The organism is Taklimakanibacter deserti (assembly GCA_003574785.1).
The window spans coordinates 174,593-195,934 of the sequence record QORU01000008.1 but is presented as its reverse complement, the minus strand read 5'-3'; the positions used below and the strand labels follow the sequence as shown (position 1 = coordinate 195,934).

Annotated in this window: 17 protein-coding genes; 7 read left to right on the top strand and 10 right to left on the bottom strand. The window is 63.9% G+C overall.

All coding sequences use genetic code 11. The features are described 5' to 3' along the window. Nucleotides 1–58 precede the first annotated feature (58 nt). On the top strand, nt 59–2,470 hold the full coding sequence (locus DS839_RS18220) for a heavy metal translocating P-type ATPase (RefSeq protein WP_368911715.1): 2,412 nt from the start codon (nt 59–61) through the stop codon (nt 2,468–2,470). A gap of 79 nt (nt 2,471–2,549) precedes the next feature. Here the strand turns inward: DS839_RS18220 and DS839_RS18215 are convergent, their stop codons facing one another. The 5 genes from DS839_RS18215 to DS839_RS18195 all read right to left on the bottom strand — a co-directional run bounded on the left by DS839_RS18215 (nt 2,550) and on the right by DS839_RS18195 (nt 8,411). Next, a complete protein-coding gene (locus tag DS839_RS18215; RefSeq protein WP_119271874.1) occupies nt 2,550–3,512 on the bottom strand; it encodes a carbohydrate kinase family protein in 963 nt (320 codons plus the stop codon). Nucleotides 3,513–3,530: 18 nt separating this feature from the next. After that, entirely contained in the window at nt 3,531–4,772 is a 1,242-nt protein-coding gene (locus tag DS839_RS18210; RefSeq protein ID WP_119271873.1) for a dihydrolipoamide acetyltransferase family protein, read from the bottom strand. A 278-nt stretch (nt 4,773–5,050) separates the two neighbouring features. Further along, nucleotides 5,051–6,043, bottom strand: coding sequence for an alpha-ketoacid dehydrogenase subunit beta (locus tag DS839_RS18205; protein WP_119271872.1), 993 nt, complete (start codon nt 6,041–6,043; stop codon nt 5,051–5,053). 2 nt (nt 6,044–6,045) lie between these two features. Beyond that, a complete protein-coding gene (locus tag DS839_RS18200) occupies nt 6,046–7,068 on the bottom strand; it encodes a thiamine pyrophosphate-dependent dehydrogenase E1 component subunit alpha (RefSeq protein WP_119271871.1) in 1,023 nt (340 codons plus the stop codon). Further along, a complete protein-coding gene (locus tag DS839_RS18195; protein ID WP_119271870.1) occupies nt 7,065–8,411 on the bottom strand; it encodes an NAD(P)H-dependent oxidoreductase in 1,347 nt (448 codons plus the stop codon). Before DS839_RS18195 ends, DS839_RS18200 begins: the two co-directional genes overlap by 4 nt. Before the next feature lie 272 nt (nt 8,412–8,683). On the opposite strand from DS839_RS18195, the gene DS839_RS18190 reads away from it, so the two are divergent. Both DS839_RS18190 and DS839_RS18185 read left to right on the top strand, forming a co-directional pair. Beyond that, nucleotides 8,684–9,733: an ABC transporter ATP-binding protein gene (locus DS839_RS18190; RefSeq protein WP_119271869.1), complete on the top strand. Its 1,050-nt coding sequence runs from the start codon at nt 8,684–8,686 to the stop codon at nt 9,731–9,733. Nucleotides 9,734–9,840: 107 nt separating this feature from the next. Then, nucleotides 9,841–10,197 (top strand): endonuclease domain-containing protein, encoded by a 357-nt coding sequence (locus DS839_RS18185; protein ID WP_119271868.1) that lies wholly within the window; start codon nt 9,841–9,843, stop codon nt 10,195–10,197. Nucleotides 10,198–10,273: 76 nt separating this feature from the next. Here the strand turns inward: DS839_RS18185 and DS839_RS18180 are convergent, their stop codons facing one another. From DS839_RS18180 to DS839_RS18165, 4 genes are read right to left on the bottom strand one after another with little or no spacing between them, the layout of a single operon-like run. Then, entirely contained in the window at nt 10,274–11,110 is an 837-nt protein-coding gene (locus tag DS839_RS18180; RefSeq protein WP_119271867.1) for a hypothetical protein, read from the bottom strand. Nucleotides 11,111–11,119: 9 nt separating this feature from the next. Beyond that, nucleotides 11,120–11,983 (bottom strand): carbohydrate ABC transporter permease, encoded by an 864-nt coding sequence (locus DS839_RS18175; protein WP_119271866.1) that lies wholly within the window; start codon nt 11,981–11,983, stop codon nt 11,120–11,122. Between the two features lie 3 nt (nt 11,984–11,986). Beyond that, nucleotides 11,987–12,919: a carbohydrate ABC transporter permease gene (locus DS839_RS18170; protein ID WP_119271865.1), complete on the bottom strand. Its 933-nt coding sequence runs from the start codon at nt 12,917–12,919 to the stop codon at nt 11,987–11,989. An 11-nt stretch (nt 12,920–12,930) separates the two neighbouring features. Further along, entirely contained in the window at nt 12,931–14,508 is a 1,578-nt protein-coding gene (locus DS839_RS18165) for an ABC transporter substrate-binding protein (RefSeq protein ID WP_119271864.1), read from the bottom strand. Nucleotides 14,509–14,969: 461 nt separating this feature from the next. On the opposite strand from DS839_RS18165, the gene DS839_RS18160 reads away from it, so the two are divergent. The 4 genes from DS839_RS18160 to DS839_RS18145 all read left to right on the top strand — a co-directional run bounded on the left by DS839_RS18160 (nt 14,970) and on the right by DS839_RS18145 (nt 20,901). Then, nucleotides 14,970–15,962, top strand: coding sequence for a sugar-binding transcriptional regulator (locus DS839_RS18160; RefSeq protein WP_119271863.1), 993 nt, complete (start codon nt 14,970–14,972; stop codon nt 15,960–15,962). A gap of 7 nt (nt 15,963–15,969) precedes the next feature. Beyond that, on the top strand, nt 15,970–16,593 hold the full coding sequence (locus DS839_RS18155; protein ID WP_119271862.1) for a hypothetical protein: 624 nt from the start codon (nt 15,970–15,972) through the stop codon (nt 16,591–16,593). 53 nt (nt 16,594–16,646) lie between these two features. Then, complete coding sequence (locus tag DS839_RS18150; RefSeq protein ID WP_119271861.1) at nt 16,647–18,650, top strand: AsmA family protein; 2,004 nt, start codon at nt 16,647–16,649, stop codon at nt 18,648–18,650. Between the two features lie 142 nt (nt 18,651–18,792). Continuing rightward, entirely contained in the window at nt 18,793–20,901 is a 2,109-nt protein-coding gene (locus DS839_RS18145; RefSeq protein ID WP_119271860.1) for a DUF294 nucleotidyltransferase-like domain-containing protein, read from the top strand. Between the two features lie 18 nt (nt 20,902–20,919). On the opposite strand, the gene DS839_RS18140 is transcribed toward DS839_RS18145, so the two are convergent. Beyond that, nucleotides 20,920–21,312, bottom strand: a complete 393-nt coding sequence (locus tag DS839_RS18140; protein ID WP_119271859.1) for a DUF3613 domain-containing protein — start codon at nt 21,310–21,312, stop codon at nt 20,920–20,922. Nucleotides 21,313–21,342 lie beyond the last annotated feature (30 nt).

Sequence of the window (21,342 nt, the reverse complement as noted above, 5' to 3'; positions counted from 1 at the left end):
GGGGTATATAGAGCAAGCCTGAATATACCCTAGTGGGGTATCTATACCGGAGCCCATCGTGACCAAGAAAGAAGACCACGGCGCCCACACCCATCACGGCCACGCTCATCATGAGCACGCGCAGCATGGGTCAGCGCATTCATGCTGTTCGGGCCACAAAGCGCCGGCAAGCGCGGCGGCCCATACGGTGAAGGACCCGGTCTGCGGGATGAACGTCAATCCGGAGACGGCCAAGCACAAGACGACCCATCACGGCGAAGCCTTCTATTTCTGCTCGGCCGGCTGCAAGACGAAATTCGAAGCTGACCCCGAACGTTATCTGGCGCCACAAAAGGCCGAGGCCCCGGCCGATCCCGCCGCCATCTATACCTGCCCGATGCATCCGGAGATCCGCCAGGTCGGCCCCGGCTCCTGCCCGATCTGCGGCATGGCGCTCGAGCCCGAGATCGCCACCGCCGACAGCGGGCCTAATCCCGAGCTCGCCGACATGAAGCGGCGCTTCTGGATCGGCCTCGTCCTCACCGTTCCGGTCGTCATCCTTGAAATGGGCACGCATTTCTTCCCGGCGCTCATGCATGCCGTCCCGCAGAACCTGTCCAACTGGCTGCAGCTCGCCTTCGCGACACCGGTCGTCCTGTGGGCGGGCCTGCCCTTCTTCGAGCGCGGCTGGCGCTCGCTCGTCACGCGGCAGCTCAATATGTTCACTCTCATCGCCATGGGCACCGGCGTCGCCTGGACCTATAGCGTGATCGCCGCGGCGTTCCCTGCCGTGTTCCCCGAATCTTTGCGCAACCATGACGGCAGCATGCCGGTCTATTTCGAGGCCGCCGCCGTCATCACCGTGCTCGTCCTCTTGGGACAAGTGCTCGAGCTCAAGGCGCGCGACCAAACCTCGGGCGCGATCAAGGCGCTACTCGGCTTGGCACCCAAGACGGCGCGCCGCCTGAGTTCCGATGGCAGCGAAGAGGAAGTGGCGCTCGATCTCGTCCAGGCGGGCGACACCCTGCGCGTGCGGCCGGGTGAGAAGGTGCCGGTCGATGGCGAGGTCATCGACGGACGCTCATCGGTCGATGAATCGATGATCACCGGCGAGTCCATGCCGGTCACAAAGGCGGTCGGCGCCCAGGTGACGGGCGGCACGCTCAACCAGAGCGGCGCTCTCACCATAAGGGCCGTCAAGGTCGGGCGCGAGACGATGCTGGCGCGCATCGTGCAGATGGTGGCGGAGGCGCAGCGCTCGCGCGCACCCATCCAACGGCTCGCCGACCAGGTCTCCGGATGGTTCGTGCCGCTCGTCATCGCCATTGCAGTGATCGCTTTCGCGGCCTGGATGCTGATGGGCCCGGAGCCGCGTTTCTCCTTTGCCCTGCTCGCCGCCGTTTCGGTCCTCATCATCGCCTGCCCCTGCGCGCTCGGCCTCGCGACACCCATGTCGATCATGGTCGGCGTCGGCAAGGGTGCCGAGAACGGCATATTGATCAAGAATGCCGAGGCGCTGGAACGGCTGGAGAAGGCGCAAGTGCTCATCTTCGACAAGACCGGAACGCTCACCGAAGGCAAGCCCAAAGTCACGCGCATCGTGGCGGCGGCGGGCATGAATGAGAGCGAGCTTTTGCGGCTCGCGGCCGGTGTCGAGCGCGCTTCCGAACATCCGCTGGGAGCTGCCATCGTCGCCGCGGCGGAAGAGAAGAAGCTCACGCTGCCGAAGGTTTCGGATTTCGACTCGCCCACCGGCAAGGGCGCCAAGGGCACGGTCGACGGCAAGAAGGTCGTGCTCGGCAATGCCAACTTCCTCACCTCGGAAGGGATCGATGCGGCATCTCTCGCGAATCAAGCCGACGCTCTGCGCCAAGAAGGCGCCACGGTCATCTTCGCGGGCATCGATCGCAAGGCCGCAGGCCTCATCGCCATTGCCGATCCGGTCAAGGCGACGACACCGGAGGCGCTCAAGACCTTGCGGGAGGCCGGCTTGCGCATCGTCATGCTGACCGGCGACAATCGCACCACGGCGCAAGCGGTGGCGCAGAAGCTCGGCATCAGCGAGATCGAGGCCGACATCCTGCCCGACCAAAAGGCAAAGGTCGTCAAGCGCCTGCAAAGCGAAGGCTTGGTCGTCGCCATGGCGGGCGACGGCGTCAATGATGCGCCCGCACTTGCCGCCGCCGATATCGGCATCGCCATGGGCAAGGGCACCGACGTCGCCATCGAAAGCGCCGGCGTCACCTTGCTCAAGGGCGATCTCATGGGCATCGCCCATGCGCGCCAGCTCAGCCAGGCGACGATGCGCAATATCCGCCAGAACCTGCTCTTCGCTTTCATCTACAATGCGGCGGGCGTCCCGGTCGCGGCGGGCGTGCTCTATCCGGCCTTGGGCCTATTGCTGTCACCGGTGATCGCGGCGGCCGCCATGGCGCTGTCGTCGGTGAGTGTGATCGGCAATGCGCTGCGGCTGCGGGTGATGAGGTTGTAAGTATCTATGCGGACTAGCCCTATCCTGATGGACGCTTCGAGGCCCGGCTGCGCCGGGCACCTCAGCGTGAGGGGTGGCTCTAAGCCGCCACGCCCGCCTTGGCGCGGGTCGGGGTGTGCTTCATGAAATCGAGCGTGTGCTCGAAGGATTTGACGCCCGCTTGCGAGCCGAGGCCGGTGGCGTTGAGCGCCGAGGTGGCCTGCGCGAAGCGCACCGTGGTTTCCGGATCGAAGCCTTGGCAGTAAGCGACGGCGAAGCCGGCATTGAAGGCATCGCCGCAGCCGCAGGTGCATTTGACCTCGATGTCGAAGGCCGGCACCTCGAAACGCATGCCCTTGGCGTCGTGGTAATAGGCGCCGTCGGCGCCGCGGGTGAACACGCAAGCGCCGACACCGTGATCGATGAAGTATTTCGCGTTGTCGGCAAGGCCGGTGAAGCCGGTGAGCGCACTCGCTTCCTCGATCGAGGGCATGAAGTAATCGACATGCGGCAGAACTTGCGCCACGGCCGGCAGATCGGCCTTGGAACTCGCGAAGACATCGAGCGTCGTCGTGGCGCCCTGCTGCTTGGCGGCGCGCATCAATTCGGCATTGCGGCCCTTGTCCATCCTCTCGGTGAGGCCTATGCCGCCAATATGCACGACGCGCGCATCGATCACCTGCTTGAGCAACGTATCGTCGACGAAGAAATCGCCGGTCGCGCCCTTCATATGAAGCGCCGGGCGCGTGCCGTCGGCGCGCGTCGTCACGATCGAGGACGAGGTCCGCGACCCTTCGATGCGCTGCATGGCGGAGGTATCGACGGAAAAGCTGTTCAGGCGCTGGAGCACCCAGTCGCCCATGAGATCGGGGCCGACGCCGCCGACCGCCAGGACCTTGAGCCCCATCTTGGCGGCAGCGATCGCGGCCGTGCCGGCGGCGCCCGAGACCGCGAGCGTCAGCTCGTCGATGAAATGCGTGCCGCCGCCTTCCGGCACCGAGGTGAATGGCCAGCCCAGGCAGTCGAACGTGTAGAAGCCGATCGATGAATAGTCGTATCTCATGCTGCTTCCCTGAGGTGTTTAGGCCAGCATAAGTGCCGGCTCCTCGATGAACAACCTGAATGCCGCCAGGAGTTCGGCTCCCAGCGCGCCATCGACGGCGCGGTGATCGCAAGACAGCGTGCAGGTCATTTCTGTCCTCAGCACGATCTCGCCCTTGACGGCGGCCGGCCGCTCGATGCCGGCGCCGGCGGCGAGGATCGTCGCCTGCGGCGGGTTGATGATGGCCGCGAACTCTTCGATGCCAAACATGCCGAGATTGGAGACGGCGGTCGTGCCGCCCTGATAGTCGGCAGGCTGGAGACGGCGGGCGCGCGCCTTGGCCGCCAGGTCCTTCATCTCGATCGATAGAAGCGAGAGCGATTTCTGCTCGGCCGAGCGGATCACCGGCGTGTAGAGACCGCCTTCCACCGCGACGGCAACGCCGACATCCGATGCGCGATGCTTGAGAATGCCCTGCTCCGTCCAGGTGACATTGGCATTGGGCACGCGCTGGAGCGCCAGCGCCAGGGCCTTGATGACGAAATCATTGATCGAGAGCTTCCACAAAGGCTGCTTGTCGGGCCCGACTGGTGCGCGCTCATTGAGCAGCTTTCGGTCTTCGAGAAGCCGGGTCAGATCGCAAGTGAGGGTGAGGTAGAAATGCGGCACCGTCTGCTTCGACTGGACGAGCCTGTCGGCAATGATGCGGCGCATGCCCGACAGAGGCTCGATGTCGTAGCTTCCGGGCTGATAGAGGCCTGCAACGTCGGGCGCCGGCGGTCGCTCGGGTGGCGCTGGCGTGGAATGGAAGTTCCGCACATCTTCGGCCTGGATGCGGCCTCTCGGGCCGCTGCCGGGGATCGCGGGCAGCTGGAGTCCGCGCTCGCGCGCGAGGCGACGCGCCAGAGGCGTGGCGCGCGGCAGACCGGTTCTCTCTTCGACTTGCGGCGCGAGCGGCGGCTGCGCTGTCGGAACCGGCTCCGCCTGTCGGACGGGTGGCGCGGCTGCAGGTTTAACGATAGCAGGCGCCGCAACGGCTTCGCCTTCGCCATAGATGAAAGCGACCGGCGTTCCGACCGGGATGTCGATCCCCTCCGTCGCAGTGATGTTATGGATCACGCCGTCGCCGGGCGATTCCACTTCCATCGCCGCCTTGTCAGTCTCGATCTCGAAGATCGGCGCGCCCTTGGCGACCTTCTCGCCTTCCTTGACATACCACTTGCTGATCTTGCCCGTGGCCATGTCCATATCGACACGCGGCAGGATGACCTCAAGCGGCATGGCCCACCACACATGCCGTCAAAGCCGCATCTCTCCCTCCCACGCGCCGCAAGGCGTGGGGGAGGGTGGCGCAGAGCGCCGGGTGGGGGTCGCTCCGCCGGGAGGTGCTCAACGATTGGATTGCATAGCTTGCAAATGTCTTGCTTGAGAAATCTCCCTTACGGAGAGACCCCACCCGTCGCGCTGACGCGCGACACCCTCCCCACGCTTCGCGTGGCGGAGGGAGAGTTCGCGAAAGGGGTGACGGGCGAAACTCACGCGTGATGTCTCGCATCCGATCAGACCCGGCCGGTCACGAGGTGGCGCACGGCGCTGACAATGCCGTCGGTCTGAGGCACGGCCGCCTTCTCGAGCACCGGATTATAGGGGATCGGCGCCTCGGCGCCGCCCAGACGCAGGATCGGCGCGTCGAGATAGTCGAAGGCCTCGCTCTCGGCGATCATGGCGCTGATCTCGGCGCCGATGCCCAGCGTCTTGACGCCTTCATAGATGCAAGCGAGCCGGCTCGTCTTCTTGACGCTGGCGATGATCGTCTCGGTGTCGAGCGGGCGCAAGGTGCGCAGGTCGATGACTTCCGCCTCGATGCCGTCTTGCGCCAGGGTTTCAGCCGCCTCCAGCGCGCGATGCACCATGATCGCGGTCGCGACCAGCGTGACATGGCGGCCTTCACGCCTGACCGCCGCCTTGCCGATCGGCACGCGATAGGCATCCTCCGGCACATCGCCCTTCATCTTGTAGAGAAGCTTGTGCTCGAACACCATCACCGGATCGGGATCATCGATCGCCGAGAGCAACAGGCCCTTGGCGTCATGCGGCGTCGAAGGCTGCACCACCTTTAGGCCCGGCACATGCGCGAACCAGGCATCGAGCGACTGGCTGTGCTGGGCGGCGGCACCCGTGCCGGACCCCGCCGGGAAGCGCATGACCAGAGGCACCGACACCTTGCCGCCCAGCATGAAGCGGATTTTTGCCGCCTGGTTGACGATCTGCTCCATCGCCAAGGTGGCGAAATCGGAAAACTGGAACTCGAAGACCGGCCGGCAGCCGGCAAGGGCTGCGCCGACGGCGACACCGGCAGCCCCCAGCTCGGCGATCGGCGTGTCCATCACCCGGTCCTCGCCAAAACGATGGACGAGATCGCCCGTCACCTGAAAGGCGCCGCCATAGACGCCGATATCCTCGCCCATGAGGAAGACGCGTTCATCGGCCTCCATCGCCTGGGCGAGCGCCTCGCGGACGGCTTCCGCATAGCTCAATTCGCGCAAAGCCATGATCAGCCCCCGACCGTATAGACGTCGCGGGTGAGCTCGGAAGGCGAAGGATCGGTGCCGCCCTTGGCGAATTCGATGGCCCGGGCGATCTCGGCTTCGGCGCCCGTGCGAATGGCCGTGACCTCATCCTTGCCCAGTATGCCGAAAGCTTCGAGATTGGTCTCGAAATGGCCGATCGGGTCGCGCGCCATCCACTCCTCGATCTCTTCCTTGGTGCGATAGCGGTTGCGGTCGCTCTTGGAATGGCCACGGATGCGATAGGTCTTGGTTTCGATAAGGCTCGGCCCCTCGCCGGCCCGGGCGCGTGCGGTCGCGCGCATGACGGCTTCCGAAACATCCTCGATGCAGTTGCCGTCGACGATCTCGCCCGGCATCTTATAGGCGGAAGCGCGGTCGGCGACATGCTCGACCGCCATGGAGCGCTCGGTCGACACCGACATGCCGTATTTGTTGTTCTCGCAAATGAACAGCACCGGCAATTTCCAGATCGCCGCCATGTTGAGCGCCTCATGGAAGGCGCCTTCGTTCGAGGCGCCGTCGCCGAAGAAGCACAGGGCCACATCGTCGCGCTTCTGCTTCCTGATGGCCAGCGCCGCGCCGACGGCGATCGGCAGCCCGCCGCCGACAATGCCATTGGCGCCGAGATTGCCGCTTTCGACATCGGCAATATGCATGGAGCCGCCGCGGCCGCGGCAATAGCCTTCTTCCTTGCCGAAGAACTCGGCGAACATCAGCTTCGGATCGGCGCCCTTGGCGATGCAATGGCCATGGCCGCGATGGGTCGAGGTGATGTAGTCCGACTTGCGCAGATCCATGCAGGCGCCGACCGCGCTCGCCTCCTGGCCGATCGAGAGATGCATCGTGCCGTGGATGAGGCCGCGCGTGTAAGCGTCCTCCGCACCTTCCTCGAAACGGCGGATCAGATACATGCGCCTGAGCGCCTCGCGCAGAGAAGCGGCATCGAAATGGCGATAGAAGTCGCGCAGGTTGGACGCGGGCGCGGTCTCTCTGACGGCCTTGTTCATGCCGCCCCTCGCACGAGCATGTCGTCCTGGCGGCGGCGCAGCGCCACGATGCGCGATCCCTGATCGACCTTCACATTGTCATGGGTGAGCAAATCGCCCTTGGCGATGGGCCTCGCCACCGTGCCTTGCTCGAGGAGGCCGCAAGGGACGGCCCCCGCCGCCTTGGCGCCGTCATAAGTCATGATCCAGGCGCGGTAGGCATATTCGCCGATGGCGTCGAGCCTGTCGCCAGGCTTCAGGTCCTTCTTGGCCACCGCGCAGACCTCGGCCGAGGGCCGGTCGAGCGGCTGCATGTCGGCGGTGCCATAGAGAACGGCCCTCGCGCAAGAGAGCGGCACTTCGAGGCTGGTCAGATGATAGGGGCGGTAGAAAGTGTAATAAGGCCCCGCGCCCAGCTTCAGGTCATGCATGCGCTCACGCACGCGCGGATGCGCCATCTCGGCAATGACGAAGACGCCAGGCGCCACGCCCTTGCCGATCGAATAATCGACCACGCCCTTGCGCGACAGCACGCCGCCGTCTTGCTTGGGCACCAGCACCTTCTCGAGCTCGGGCAAGGTCGCCTGCGGCCCGTGCATGCCGGGACAATCCGGCACGAGGCCTGTCGCATTGGCGATCGCCGCCATCTCGACCATGGTCTTCGAGCCGTCGACGAACTCGACCAGCATGCGCGGATTCATGTTGCGCCGTTTGGCCTCATCCAGATAGGCGTCGGGAGTCGCTTCGATATTGAGCGGGTTGTTCTTGCCCTTGCCGGCGGCGATGATCGGATAGCCGAGGCTCTGCACGAAATTGATGAGCTCCATGCAGGAGCTCGGCTCATCGCCGGCGCCCAGCGTATAGACGACGCCAAGGCGCTTCGCCTCGCGCTGCAAATAGGCGCCGATGGTGACGTCGGCCTCGACATTCATCATCACCAGATGCTTGCCATGCTCCATGGCGACGAGGCCGATCTCGGCCCCGACCGCGGGACGGCCGGTCGCGTCGATGACGACGTCGATCTCGTCATTGGTGCACAGAGTGAGCGCGTCTTCGGTGATGGCGGTGCGGCCCTGGCGCAGGGCTTCGTCGAACTGGGCCTTGCCGCCCGTGACCGCATAGCTTTCGGCGGGCCTGCCGGCGATGGCGAGGGCGCGCTCCGCGGCGGCGATATTGATCTCGGCAATGGCAGCAACGGTGATGCCCGCCATCTGGTCGCATTGGGTGACGATATCGGTCCCCATCTCGCCCGAGCCGATGAGGCCGATCCGGATCGGACGGCCTTCGGCCGCGAAATGGCGTGCCAGATCCGATGCCAGCGAGCCCGAAAAGCTGACGGACTTTTGACGGGCTGCGACGGCCATTCTGCCTCCCATGGGACTATCGTTTTGCTCTAACAAAATAGATACTTTTATGCTCTCGATTGTCAATATGTAATAGGATTTTGGCCGCCCTGTCTCAGGATTTGAAGGGTTTTCCGCCCTCGGAGTCCAATTTTGTTATCTCAACGAAATGGTACAATTGTCTCTCATATTTGAAAGTGTTGCATTCTCAGCTCGACGCTATAGTGTTTGCGGTCGAGACTTGAGAACAACAAAATGCGGATGGGAGACGCGGGGACAGATGCAAGGGCGCCATGGCTGAAATCAAACTGCGCGGCATATCGAAGTCCTGGGGGAGCTTCGTCGGCGTCGACGACATCGATCTCGATATCAGGGATAAGGAATTCATGGTCTTCCTCGGCCCCTCGGGCTGCGGCAAGACCACGACCATGCGGATGATCGCCGGCCTCGAGGACCCGACGGCAGGCGAGATCACCATCGACGGCGAGGTCGTCAACGAGGTCGACGCCCGCGACCGCGACGTCGCCATGGTGTTCCAGAGCTATGCGCTCTATCCGAACATGTCGATCTACGACAACATCCGCTTTCCCCTGAAGATGCGCGGCATCCCTTCGGCCGACCATGACCGGCTGGTGCGCCAGGCGGCGCAAATGGTGGAGCTCGGCGATTATCTCGACCGCAAGCCCAGGGCCCTGTCCGGCGGACAGCGCCAGCGCGCCGCACTCGCGCGCGCCATCGTGCGCCAGCCGCAAGTCTTCCTCATGGACGAGCCGCTCTCCAATCTCGACGCCAAATTGCGCCTCACCATGCGGGCCCAGCTCAAGCACATCCAGCGGGAGCTCGAGACCACGACCATCTATGTGACACATGACCAGATCGAGGCGATGACGCTCGCCGACCGCATCGCGGTCATGAACAAGGGCAAGATCCAGCAGCTCGGCACGCCGGACGAGGTCTATAACAACCCCAACCATCTCTTCGTCGCGGGCTTCATCGGCTCGCCGCCCATGAACCTCATCCCGGGCGCGCTCGAGAATGGCGATTTCGTCGGTCCCGACACGCGGGTCAAAGGCTGCGGGCAAGGGACGAGGGCCAATGTCGTCCTGGGTGTCAGGCCCGAAGACATGGAGATCGTCCCCGGCCAGGACGGCCATCTCAAATCCAAGCTCTATTCGCTGGAGCCGACCGGCGATGTGACCCTGGTCACGGCCTGGGCCGGCGAGCAGCTCGTCGTCGCCAAGGGTCCGCGCGTCTTCCGGCAAGAGGTCGACACGCCGATCGCCTTCCGCTTCGGCAAGGACCGGGTGTTCCTGTTTGACGGGGAGAGCGGGAGTCGGCTTTAAGTCGTTTCTCCCTCCCCGCTTGCGGGGAGGGCACGCCCGAAGGGCGGGGTGGGGTCTTTGCAGAGCGTCTTTTCTTAAGTAGCGTCCCTTGCGTAGCCGGGGTGCACATGGTCGACAGTATTGCTTTCGCTCGCTCCCTTCGTAAACGCATGACACCTGAAGAAGTGAAGCTTTGGGTGAGGCTCAGAACCTGGCGCAGCACAGGCTATCACTTTAGCCGACAAGCGCCGGTCGATGGTTACGTCCTTGATTTCGTGTGCAAGACACACAAGCTGATTGTGGAAGTCGATGGCGGCCAGCATGGTGAAGACCGCGGATTGGCGCATGATTTAAAGCGAGATGCGCATTTCCGTTCCAAAGGCTACCGGATTGCGCGCGTCTGGAACGCGGACGTCAACCGCGATCCCGACGCTGCTGCCGATACAATCTGGGCATTCCTGCACGGGGAGAATCCCTTCGCATAGTGCGGCGGCGCGACCCCCACCCGGCGCTTCGCGCCACCCTCCCCCACGCCTAGCGGCGCGTGGGAGGGAGATAGCCTCAATACATCGTCTGGATTTCGGCCAGTTCCTTGGCGAGGCCTTGGACGTCGCGATGGGCGACCAGGGTTGAGATCGTCGGGAGGCGGGGCGCGATCAGCGCGCCGACGACGGCGAAGAACTGATCTTCGTCGAGTTCCTCGGTAGGCTTGCCCTGCCCGGCGAAGAGCAAGGCCACGCAGGCAATGGCATAGACGGCGACATTCTGCTCGGCGCTTTTGGCGATGACCGATTGATCGCGCGGCTTGCCGGCCCGCGCAACGGGCGCCACATCGACAAGCGCCACGATGGCATGGGCGAGGAAGTCGGGTTCCGACCCGTTCAGGCCGGCGCCGATCTCGGCCAGCAAGGTGCGGCGCGCCGCATCGACGCGATGCTCGAGGACGAGGAAAGGCGGCGTGCGGTAGCGGCGCAGGATGTGGATGGCGGCGCGGTAGAAATAGGCATTGAACAGCGGATTGACGAGGAAGCTGTCGGCCCGGATGGCCCGCGCCACCTCGCTCATGATGCCATGGGTGAAGGGTGACGGCAGCTTGCGCCATTCAGGCGCAAAAAGCGCGATCGACAGATTGACCGACCAGGTGGTGAGCCGGTCGGCGATGCGGGCGAGCTTCGACACCAGAGCGGCGAGGAGAAAGCCGCCCGGGCGGATATCGGGGGGCACCGGCACCGACCCGCCGGGGGTTTGCCCTAAGGGCTCGAGCGGGCGGCCCCAATATTCGGCGCCCGACAGCATGCGCAGGAAGAATTGCGCCGTGCGCACGCTGTCGCGGGCGCCGGCGGCGGCGCAGACGGCATGCGAGGCGAGGGTATCCTGGTGTCGCGAAGCAGTGGTCATGGGCCTATTTCAGCCTTTCACCGCCCCCATCGTCAAGCCACGCGAAAGATGCTTCTGGATGGCAACGACCAGGAGCAGGACCGGCACAAAGGCGATGAAGGCAACCATGGCAATGGCATTATAGATGACGCCGTCCGAGCCGCCGGTAAAATTCGCGAGAGCCACCGACAGCGTATAGGCGTTCTGCGTGGACGCTATGAGAAGCGTGAACAAAAATTCATTGATGGCGAAGATGACGGCAATGACGCCCGCGGTAATGATGCCGGGCAGGCACATGGGCACGATGATCGACAGCAATATGCGCATGTCGGAGGCGCCGTCTGTCCTTGCGGCATCCTCGATCTCAGGAGGTATGTCGAGCATATAGGAGCGCACGATCCAGGTGACGAGCGACAGGTTCATCGCCGCATAGATGAGCATCAGCGCCCAGATCGAATCCAACAGTCCCATGGTCTTGAACAGGAAGAAGATCGGGATGGCGACGATGGCCGGCGCCATCATGCGGGTCGAGAGGATGTAGAAGCCGATATCCTCGCGGAAACGGTATTTGTAGCGGGCCAGCGAATAGGCGGCGGGTATGGCGAGCAGGAGATCGATGACGACGCTGCCGAAAATGGCGAGCAGCGAATTGCGCAAATAGGCGCCCATCGGCCAGGCCGTCCAGATCATGTTCCAAGCATCGAGGCTCAAGGTCGGTATATAGAGCGGGCGCGGCAGGACGATCTCGGTGCGCGGCCTCAAGCCGATGGTCAGGAACCAGATGATCGGCATGATGCAGAAGAGCGCCCAGGCGATGAGAAGGGCATAGCGCAAGGTGAGCGACGCGGCTTGGCTCTTGCGGCGGGGGGCCCTGGCTTTTTGCTGCCGGATCATGCGCTAGTCCCTCCCCGAGCGGAAGAACCGCTTCACGAAGCTCTGGGCGATGATCACGGTGAGCGCCAGCAGCAGCACGGACGCCGCCGAGGCATAGCCGAAATCGAAGCGCTTGAAGCCGGTGCGGTAGATGAAATAGCTCATCGTCTCGGTGGCACCGCCCGGTGTGCCGCCGGTGATGATGAAGATCGAGGTGAACATGGTCACGATGTCGATCCCACGCAACACTAGTGCGACCGCTATGATGGGCCGGAGCATCGGCAGCGAGACATTCCAGAAGATCTGCGACCAGCGGGCGCCGTCGAGCCGTGCCGCTTCCTCGATCTCGGCATCCTGGCCCTGCAGGGCGGCGACGAAGATGATGAACAGGAACGGCGTCCATTGCCAGACATCGGTGATGATGAGCGAGAGCCGCGCCAGCCAGATGTTCCCTAAGAAATCGAGCGGCCGGTCGATCATGCCGATGCGCATCAGGAGGTCGCTCACCACGCGGCCGTCATTGAAAGCGAGCTTCCAGATGAAGGACACGGCGGACGGCATGAACAGCATCGGCAGGAGGAAGAGAATGCGCCAGCTCTTGATCCAGGGATCGCGGTAAGCGAGGGCGGCAAGCGTCAGCGCGATCACGAATTCGAGGAGGAGTGCTCCCGAGCCCATGATGAAGGTGTTCCACAGGCTCGCCCAGAATTCATGGTCGCTGAGCAGCTTGGTGTAATTGTCGAGCCCGATGAAGGTCCAGCTGTTGAAGCGGACACGGAACAGGCTCTGATAGATGGCATAGAGGCCGGGATAGAAGGTGATGCCTAAGAGATAAATCACCGCCGGCGCAACCAGGAGGTAAGGAAAGGCCTTGCGCTGGAAGGGACTGCGTCGGCGTAAAGGAGAGCGGGCGGCACTTGCCGCCCGTCCCATATTTGTTGCAATAGCTTCGGCCATTCAGACTTCTATCACACCGGCGGCGTCTTGCCCTTGCCGACCCAGGTCGCATCCGCCACGGCGGCGAATTCGATGGGCGGCGTTCCGGAATAGAAGCCGTTCTTGTCCATGATCTCGCGCCAGGCCTTCGCACCGGCATCGAGCGCTTCCTTCGGTGTCGCCTGGCCGACCACCGCCTTGTTGATCTCGTTGCCGAGCGCCTGCTCCATCTCGAACATGCCGGGCAGACGCGGCGCGCACCAGGCATAATCGAGCTCGGTCGCCCAGACTTCGGCAGGCTGCGAGACCTTGCGCAGATTGGGATTGGTCAAGACCGAGCGGTAGCCCGGCGCCACGCCATTGGCGTTGGCCTCGTTCATCGCCATGATCGAGGCGGTGGTGAGGAAGGCGAGCATCAGGAAGGCGCCTTCCGGATTCTTCGACGAGGCGGTGACGACCGAGGTCGAGCCCGCGATATTGGGCGGCGCGAAACGGCCACCCTCGACGCGCGGCTCATAGATGGTGATGACGTCATCGACGATCTTGCTCTGGTCGGGACGCGTCGCCTGGGTGCCCGAATCCTGCCAGGAGATGTTGGTGGCGAGTTGGCCGCCGAGCCAGGCGGCGCGGTTCTCGCCCCAGCCCCAGCCGGCGACACCTTCCGGCGCGTTCTTCTTGAGCGCCAGGATGGTCTCGATCGCTTTCACGCCGGCATCGGAATTGAACACCGGCTCCCATTTGTCGTTGAAGAGATCGACGCCGTACTGGGCGGCGAGATGCTCCCAGGTATAGGTCGACCAGAAGCCGCGCGCCGCCATGAAGCCGACGCCCGCCACACCCTTGTCGGTCTTGTTGAGCTCGGCCGAGAGGCGGATCAGGTCGTCATAGGTCTTGATCGTGCTCTTGGGATCGACATCGCCGCCCGTCACTTCCTTGAAGTATTTCGAGCGGACATGGATCTGCTGGATGTCGCAGTCGAAGGGAATGCCATAAAGCCCCTTGCCGCCCCACATGCCGTAATTGAGGCGGTAGGTATCGTAGAAGTCGTCGATCGGCAGCTTCCACTTGGCGACATAGTCGTCGAGCTTGGCGAGGAAGCCCGGGGCCGCGAAGTCGCCAAGCCAGGGCGAGAAGAACTGCAAGGCATCGAAGCTGGCATTGCCGGAGATGAATTCGGCGACCACCTTGTCATAGAGGGAGTCGTCCGGGATCGGCACCAGCTCGACCGTGATCCCCGACAATTGCTGGAAGGGCTTCAGGCCGTCGGCGGCGGATTCGGCATCGGCGGCACCGATGGCGAATTTCACCGTGGTGCCGGCGAATTCCTTGCGCACCTGCTCCCAATCGACGGTGCGGATCCAATCCTTGGCGGGATCCCACAATTGCTCGTCATCGGCGAGCTTGTAGAGATCGCGATAGTCCTTCTTCACATAATTGCCGACATTGATCTTGGCGAGGACGCTCGCGGGATCCGGAAGCTCGGCGGCGAGGCTCCGGCGCACATTGAACAGGCTGACGCCGCCTGTGCCCACGAGACCCGCGGCGCCGAAAGCGGTCGCCGACTTCAGCAAGGACCGGCGCGACAGGCGCCCGGCAGATTTGTGCAACATCACTTCTTCTCCTCCCTAATCGGCCAGGTCAGGCCGGATATCATGCCGGCCCGTCTCACGAGCCTGGCGCTGAAACATGGTGAAGTCTGGATGAAAGCGGGCGATGGCAGAAAGCGGCAGATCGCACATTCTCCTCCCATTCCCATGCATGACCGGTGATCCGGTGATTTTTGTTCCGTTAGGTTGAACGTACTAAACAACAATTCACAATGCAAATGTTTCGTATTTCGAGAAAGAAGGAAATCATGCTGCTTTGCAGCAATTATCCGGGCACTCCGGGACATGGCTCCGTCGTTTCGGCCGATTACAAATCGTTAAATTGGACAGGTCATAGCTACAATCGTATACTTGAGAAACATTTTGTATCTTCCTGCCGCAGAACATAGGGGCGAGACGACTGCATCATGTTAAGCTATTCCCCTGACCGGTGAACCGCCGGAATCAACGCCAATAGGGCCGGAATGCTCGAAAAGACACCCCCTCGCAGAAGCCGATCGACGCCTGCCGATGTGAGCCCCGGCCGCGTCGCGCGCAACCGGATGCGCATCGCCTGGATGTATTATGTCGAAGGCCTGACGCAGAACGAGATCGCCGACAAGCTCGGCATCGGGCGCGTCACCGTGGTGCGCAACATCAATGAAGCGATCCGCCAGCGGGAAGTGAAGATCTGGATCGAAGGCGACGTCGCCGAATGCCTGGAGCTCGAAGGCCAGCTGAAAGAAGCCTTCGGCTTCAAGGAAGCGGTGGTGGTCCCCGAGCCCTCCAATCCGGCGCTGACCACCAAGGCCATCGGCGTCGCGGCCGGCATGTATATCACCGACAACCTCACCGACGACATGTCGATCGGCGTCGGCTGGGGCGCCACTCTCTATGAATCGCTGCAGACGCTGGCGCCGCGCCAGCTCGAGAATGTGCAAGTGATCTCGCTGCTGGGCGGGATCGTCCAGGCGCGCCGCTACAACCCGTCGGAATTCGCCTGGCAGGTCGCCCGCATGGTCGGCGCCGACTGCTATCTGCTCACCGCACCCGCGGTCGTCGATTCGCCCGAGACGCGCGAGACCCTGATCGAGAAATGCGGCCTCAAGGACGTGCTGCGCCGGGCCGAGCGGCTCGACATGGCGGTTCTGAGCTGCGGCACCATGGCGCCCGATTCCACCGCCTTCCGCTTCGATCTCCTTTCCGACGAGGACCGCACCGCGCTGATCCGGCTCGGCGCCGTCGGCGACATATTGTTCAATTTCTATGACCGCTCGGGCCATCTGGTCGATCACCCGATCAACAAAAGGGTGATGTCGATCCCGATCGAGCAGCTGCGCGACGTGCCGAAACGGATGATCGCGTCGGGCGGGAATGAGAAGGTCGACACGCTCTTGGGCGCCGTCAAGCTCATCGACTGCAATGTGCTGATCACCAATGAGGCGACGGCGCGCGAGATGCTGATCAGAAGGACGTGAAGGCGCCATGCTGACCCCGCTCAAGACGGAAGTCCTGAAGGTCGACGACCTCTCCCACGAGGCGCGGCGCTTCCGCACCATCGTCTGGTCGTTCCAGCGCAATCTCGAGCTGCTGTTCAAGGACACGGGGCTTTCGGCCACGGTCGATCATGCCGCGTTGGCGGAAGCCTTCGCGCGCTGGCGCCAGAAGTTCGACGAATCGAAGCATCTCGCCGATGTGAACCGGCATGATTATGTGATCTATGCGGCGGGCCTCATGCTGCGCGAGCTCATCGTCGCCGCCCCCCTCAAGGCAACCAAGGATGCGGAATTGCCGGCGCTCCCCGGGAACATCGATCACGCTTTGGCCCGCTGGCCCGAAGGCTATGCCTATACGAGCTTCTGCCTGTCGGTCGCGGCGGCCGTGCTCAAGGAAATGGGCGATGAGGAGCCGGCGCCGGCGCGAGTGACCGACGATCCGGGCTTTTGGAACTCGTTCCGCGAGAACACGCTGGAGAATCCCGAAACCGCCGTCGGCTTCTTCGACCTGGTCTGCGGCGAGGAGCCCAACTGGACGGCACCCGGCGTGCTGTGGCTGCGCAAGGCCTTCGCCCAGCACGGCAAGCTCGTCGAAAAAAAGCCGGCCGGTTAACGATCCGTATACCGAATCAGTTAGGCTGTTCCTCCAACCTGCGGAGGAGAGTCATGAAGCGGGTCCTTATTTTCGGCGGTGCCTTGCTGACGCTGCTCGCCGCCTTTGTGCTGGCGCTCCCGTTCATCATCCCGCATGACTTCATCGCCGGCCAGCTCCGCGAAGCCGTCAAGGCCGAGACCGGCCGCACCCTCACCATCGGCGAGGCGCCGAAGCTCGTCTTCTGGCCCGATTTCGCCGTCACGCTGAAAGATGTCCGGCTGTCCAATCCGCCTGGCTTTTTCGAGGGCCAGGTGGCGCAAATGGACGAATTGCGTATCCGCGTCGAGGTCCGCTCCCTCTTCAACCGCGTCCTCGACATCAAGGAACTGCATCTCATCCGCCCGCAGCTCTCGCTCGTCATCGACGGCGAGGGTCGGCCGAATTGGATCATGTCGAGCGATGGCAACCGGCAAGAAGGCCAAGGCGGTCCCGGCCTCGAGACCGGCTCGATCGCCCCCATCACCATCGAGAACGGCGATGTGCGCTTCCTCGATGAGCGCTCGGGCAAGGCCTTCATGGCGGAGAATGTCGACATGACGGTCACCCTGGGCTCGCTCACCGGGCCCGTCGCGGTCAAGGGATCACTGACGACGCTCGGCGACGAGATCGCGCTCGCCTTCAGCGCCAAGACGCCGGGAGACCTCGCGACGACGGGCTCACCGGTCAGCCTCACGGTCAAGAGCAAAAGGCTCGCTTTCGCCTTTTCGGGACAGGCGCTCATGCGCGACGGCCTTGCGCTCGACGGCACGATCAAGGCCGAGACGGGCTCGGTGCGCGATCTCGCGCGCTGGGCGAAGATCGCGGTTCCCGACGGCCCAGGCTTCGGTCCCGCCAAGGTCAATGGCCAACTGGCCTTCACACCCAAGGCTCTCAAGCTCAGCAAAGCCCGCGTGAGCCTCGACGGCCTGGCGGCGCAAGGCGATCTCGGCCTCGCTCTGGCCGAGCGTCCGTCGGTCACCGCCACCCTTCGCTTCGATGTGATCGATGTGAACCGCTATCTGCCGCCGCGCGACGACGCTCCGCCGCCTGAGGCCGGCTGGAGCAACGCGCTCATCTCCTTCGCGGGCCTCGGCGCGGTCGACGGCAAGCTCAGGCTCACCGCTAACCAACTCGTCTATCGCGACCTCAAGACCGGCAAGATCGCCATCGACGCCGCCGTGAAGAACGGCCGGCTCGATGCTTCGCTCAGCCAGATCTCGCTCTATGGCGGCACCGCGCAAGGCCGCCTCATCCTCGACAGCGCGGCCAAGGTGCCGGCGCTGCAGATGACCCTCGACGCCAAGGGTTTTGACGGCTTGCGCCTGCTCAGGGACTATGCCGGGCTCGAGCGCTTCGAGGGCACGGCAGGTGCTGCGCTGAAGCTGTCGGCCAAGGGCCGCTCGCAGCTCGAGCTCGTCTCATCGCTCACTGGCACGGGCACCTTCAGCTTCGCCAATGGCGCGATACGCGGCATCGATATCGAAGCGATGGTGAAGGGCGTGGCCGCCAATATCCTGACCGGCTGGCGCCAAGGACCCGATGCCAGGACGCCCTTCGACGGCTTGAGCGCGAGCTTCACGGTCAATAACGGCATCGCGGCGACGACCAATCTCAATTTCACGAGCCCGGTGATGTCGGTGAAGGGCGGCGGAACCGTCGACCTGCCGCGCCAAGCGCTCAATCTGAAGGTCAGCCCGCAACTCACCCTCGCCGAGGCGCAAGGCCTCGATCTCGCCGGTCTCGCCGTTCCCATCATCGTCAAAGGGCCATGGGCGGCGCCCCAGATCTATCCCGACATCGCCGGCATCCTGCAGAATCCGCAAGCCGCCTATGACACGCTGCGCAAGCTCGTCGGCGAAGGAACGACGGCGAGCCTCAAGGAGAAAAGCGAGGCGATCCAGCAGCAGGTCAAGGACAAGGTCTCCGACCAGATCGGCAAGGCGCTGGGCGATGACGCGGCTGGCCAGGAGGCGGGCAAGATCATCGACGATCAGGGCAAGAAGCTGCTGAAGGACCTGTTCGGCAACAGCGAATAGCCAGACTTTTCCATAGAGGCCCTGTAATCGGCGATGGGCAGCGATCTCATTCCATGCCAACGTCTCCATATTCGGCGCGTGATTGGACGGAAAACCGGTGCCCACTTTTCCTGATCACGCGCCAGTCGAGAGATTCTGACGGATGAGATCCCACGCGCTATCTCCGGGTACGAATCTGCTGACAGTTCCGGCGGTCGCCGTCGACACCGAGACGACGGGGCTCGATCCGCGCAATGCGCGCATCATCGAGCTCGCGGCTGTCAGGATCCACCGCGGCCATATCGTCAAGGACGAGACTTTCTCGTGCCTGGTCAATCCGGGAATCGCCGTGCCGGAGGACTCCCGGCGCATTCACGGGATAGGCACGGAAGATCTCGTCGATGCCCCAGGCTTCGATGAGGCCGGACGGCGCCTGTCGGCGTTCATCGGTCAAAGGCTCATCATCGGCTATGCGCTCGGCTTCGATCTGGCGCTGCTGGAGCGTGAATTCAGCCGCGCCGGGCTTCCCTGGCCGGCACCGCGCGGGCTCGATTTGCGCCAGCTGGTTCGTCTCGCCATGCCCGAATCCGCCGAACATTCCCTTGAGGGGCTTGCAGCCAAGCTCGGCATCGCCGTCACCAATCGCCACCGGGCCCTGCCCGACGCCAAGCTCGCCGCCCGCATCTACCTTCGCCTCGTGCCCCTCTTGCGCAAGCGCCACATCCGCCTCCTGGGCGAGGCCGAGGTGGCCTGCCGCAAGCTCGCACCGCGCGTCGCCGAGGAAGCGGCAGCGGGCTGGCACGCCCTGGCGCCGCCACCGCCATCCGACCCCGCGCTCCTGCGTATCGACAGCTATCCCTACCGGCACATAGCGGCCGATATCATGGCGAGCCCACCCCTCACCGTCACGCCTTCGCAGAGCCTGCGGGAGGTTCTGGCCGCGCTCACCGAAAGCCAGATCAGCTCGGTTTTCGTGCGGCCTGACGTGCCCGGGGCGAGCTGGGGCATCATCACGGAGCGCGATCTCCTGCGGGCGGTCGCGGCCGATCCTCAGGGCGCCTTCGGCCGGCCTGCCGCCGATATCGCGAGCTTCCCACTCAAGACCGTGCAAGTGAGCGACTTTGTCTATCGCGCCATCTCGCGCATGAACCGGTGGCAATTCCGTCATCTGGGCGTCGCCGACGAGGATGGCAATATCGTCGGCGCCTTGTCGGCGCGCGACCTTCTGCGCCAGCGGGCCCAGGACGCGGTGGCACTTGGCGATGCGATCGAAGAGGCGCGAACCGCGCGCGCTTTGGGCGAGGCGTGGTCCAGGCTCACCCTCGTCGCTGAAGCCCTGGTGCGCGAGGAAGTCGATGTCCGCGACATCGCCGCCGTCATATCGGGCGAGTTGCGCGATCTCACCCGCCGCGCCGCGAAAATCGCCGAAGATGAGTTCCGCGCTGCCGGACGGGGCCGGCCGCCCTGCCCCTATTGCTACCTGGTCCTTGGCTCGGGCGGGCGCGGGGAAAGTCTGCTGGCGCTCGATCAGGACAATGCGATCGTCTTTGCCGAGGGCGAGCCCGATGGTGAGGAAGACCGCTGGTTTGCCGCCCTCGCCGAGCGTGTCTCGACCATTCTCGATGCCGCCGGCGTTCCGTTCTGCGCCGGCGGCGTCATGGCCAGCAAGGACGCATGGCGCATGTCGCTCGAGCGCTGGCGCCGCCGGGTCGGCTCGTGGATGGGGCGGCTCGATCCCGAGGACTTGCTCAAGGCCGACATCTTCTTCGATGCAGCGCCGGTCCATGGCGATTTGGCGCTCGGACGCACGCTCCTCGAGGAAAGCCGCCATGCTGCTGGAAAAGCACCGGAACTCATCAAGTTCCTGGCGCTCAGGGCAAGCTCATTCCAATCGCCTTTGGGCTGGTTCGGACGGTTGCGCAGCCATGAGGGCCGCGTCGACCTCAAGCTTGGCGGGCTCATGCCGCTTTTTTCCACCGCGCGGGTCCTGGCGCTTCAGAATGGCTTGAGCGAACGCTCCACCCCCGCCCGTCTCGAGGCGGCACGTGATCGCGGCGCGCTTGAGCCTGAGCTTGCCGCGAGACTCGTCGATGCGCACCGCATTCTGCTCGAGGCGATCCTGGCCCAGCAATTGCGCGATATCCGGCGCGGCGTGCCGTTGTCGAACCGCGTCGCGCCCGGCGAGCTTCAGGGCGAGGAGCGGGATCGCTTGCGCTGGGCGCTGCGGCAAGTGCCGGATGTGGCAAATGCGCTGGGCGATCCCCTGGCGTGAGGCTGGTCGTCTGGCACTCTACTCGAACCTGCTGGTCAGGAGCGGCAGCAGCAAAGCGGCGAGCAGCAGGCACACGGTGACCAGCGCGGTCGAGCGGGCGTACCAGAAATAGGCCTCGCGCAAAGCCGAACCTATGATCTGCTGGGCAATATGCGCCGATGGCCGTTCGGAAGCTTCGAGCATCAGCCATGTCTCGGTGGTCTTATAGGGACGCGTCGGCGCCGAAGTTGCGCGCATCACCAGAATGGCCGTCATGAGCATGGTCAGGAGGCCGCCCGCCCGGGCCGCGAGATTCGGGTCATAGCTCAAACCTACGACGAAGCAGAAGATGGCTAGCGCGCCAAAGGCGCAGGCGCGGCCGACCGAGAGATATGCTGCACGCTCAACGGCATCCATGCCGAAACCTAGCATCTGCGCCTCAGCGACGAAGTTACATTAGCG

Excerpts from the sequence above, each read along its gene's own strand:
- DS839_RS18175 (WP_119271866.1), bottom strand. The coding sequence starts at position 11,983 with ATGATCCGGCAGCAAAAAGCCAGGGCCCCCCGCCGCAAGAGCCAAGCC.
- DS839_RS18210 (WP_119271873.1), bottom strand. The coding sequence starts at position 4,772 with ATGCCGCTTGAGGTCATCCTGCCGCGTGTCGATATGGACATGGCCACG.
- DS839_RS18150 (WP_119271861.1), top strand. The coding sequence starts at position 16,647 with ATGAAGCGGGTCCTTATTTTCGGCGGTGCCTTGCTGACGCTGCTCGCC.
- DS839_RS18180 (WP_119271867.1), bottom strand. The coding sequence starts at position 11,110 with ATGACCACTGCTTCGCGACACCAGGATACCCTCGCCTCGCATGCCGTC.
- DS839_RS18140 (WP_119271859.1), bottom strand. The coding sequence starts at position 21,312 with ATGCTAGGTTTCGGCATGGATGCCGTTGAGCGTGCAGCATATCTCTCG.
- DS839_RS18165 (WP_119271864.1), bottom strand. The coding sequence starts at position 14,508 with ATGTTGCACAAATCTGCCGGGCGCCTGTCGCGCCGGTCCTTGCTGAAG.
- DS839_RS18215 (WP_119271874.1), bottom strand. The coding sequence starts at position 3,512 with ATGAGATACGACTATTCATCGATCGGCTTCTACACGTTCGACTGCCTG.
- DS839_RS18145 (WP_119271860.1), top strand. The coding sequence starts at position 18,793 with ATGAGATCCCACGCGCTATCTCCGGGTACGAATCTGCTGACAGTTCCG.
- DS839_RS18185 (WP_119271868.1), top strand. The coding sequence starts at position 9,841 with ATGGTCGACAGTATTGCTTTCGCTCGCTCCCTTCGTAAACGCATGACA.
- DS839_RS18155 (WP_119271862.1), top strand. The coding sequence starts at position 15,970 with ATGCTGACCCCGCTCAAGACGGAAGTCCTGAAGGTCGACGACCTCTCC.
- DS839_RS18190 (WP_119271869.1), top strand. The coding sequence starts at position 8,684 with ATGGCTGAAATCAAACTGCGCGGCATATCGAAGTCCTGGGGGAGCTTC.
- DS839_RS18205 (WP_119271872.1), bottom strand. The coding sequence starts at position 6,043 with ATGGCTTTGCGCGAATTGAGCTATGCGGAAGCCGTCCGCGAGGCGCTC.
- DS839_RS18200 (WP_119271871.1), bottom strand. The coding sequence starts at position 7,068 with ATGAACAAGGCCGTCAGAGAGACCGCGCCCGCGTCCAACCTGCGCGAC.
- DS839_RS18170 (WP_119271865.1), bottom strand. The coding sequence starts at position 12,919 with ATGGCCGAAGCTATTGCAACAAATATGGGACGGGCGGCAAGTGCCGCC.
- DS839_RS18195 (WP_119271870.1), bottom strand. The coding sequence starts at position 8,411 with ATGGCCGTCGCAGCCCGTCAAAAGTCCGTCAGCTTTTCGGGCTCGCTG.
- DS839_RS18160 (WP_119271863.1), top strand. The coding sequence starts at position 14,970 with ATGCTCGAAAAGACACCCCCTCGCAGAAGCCGATCGACGCCTGCCGAT.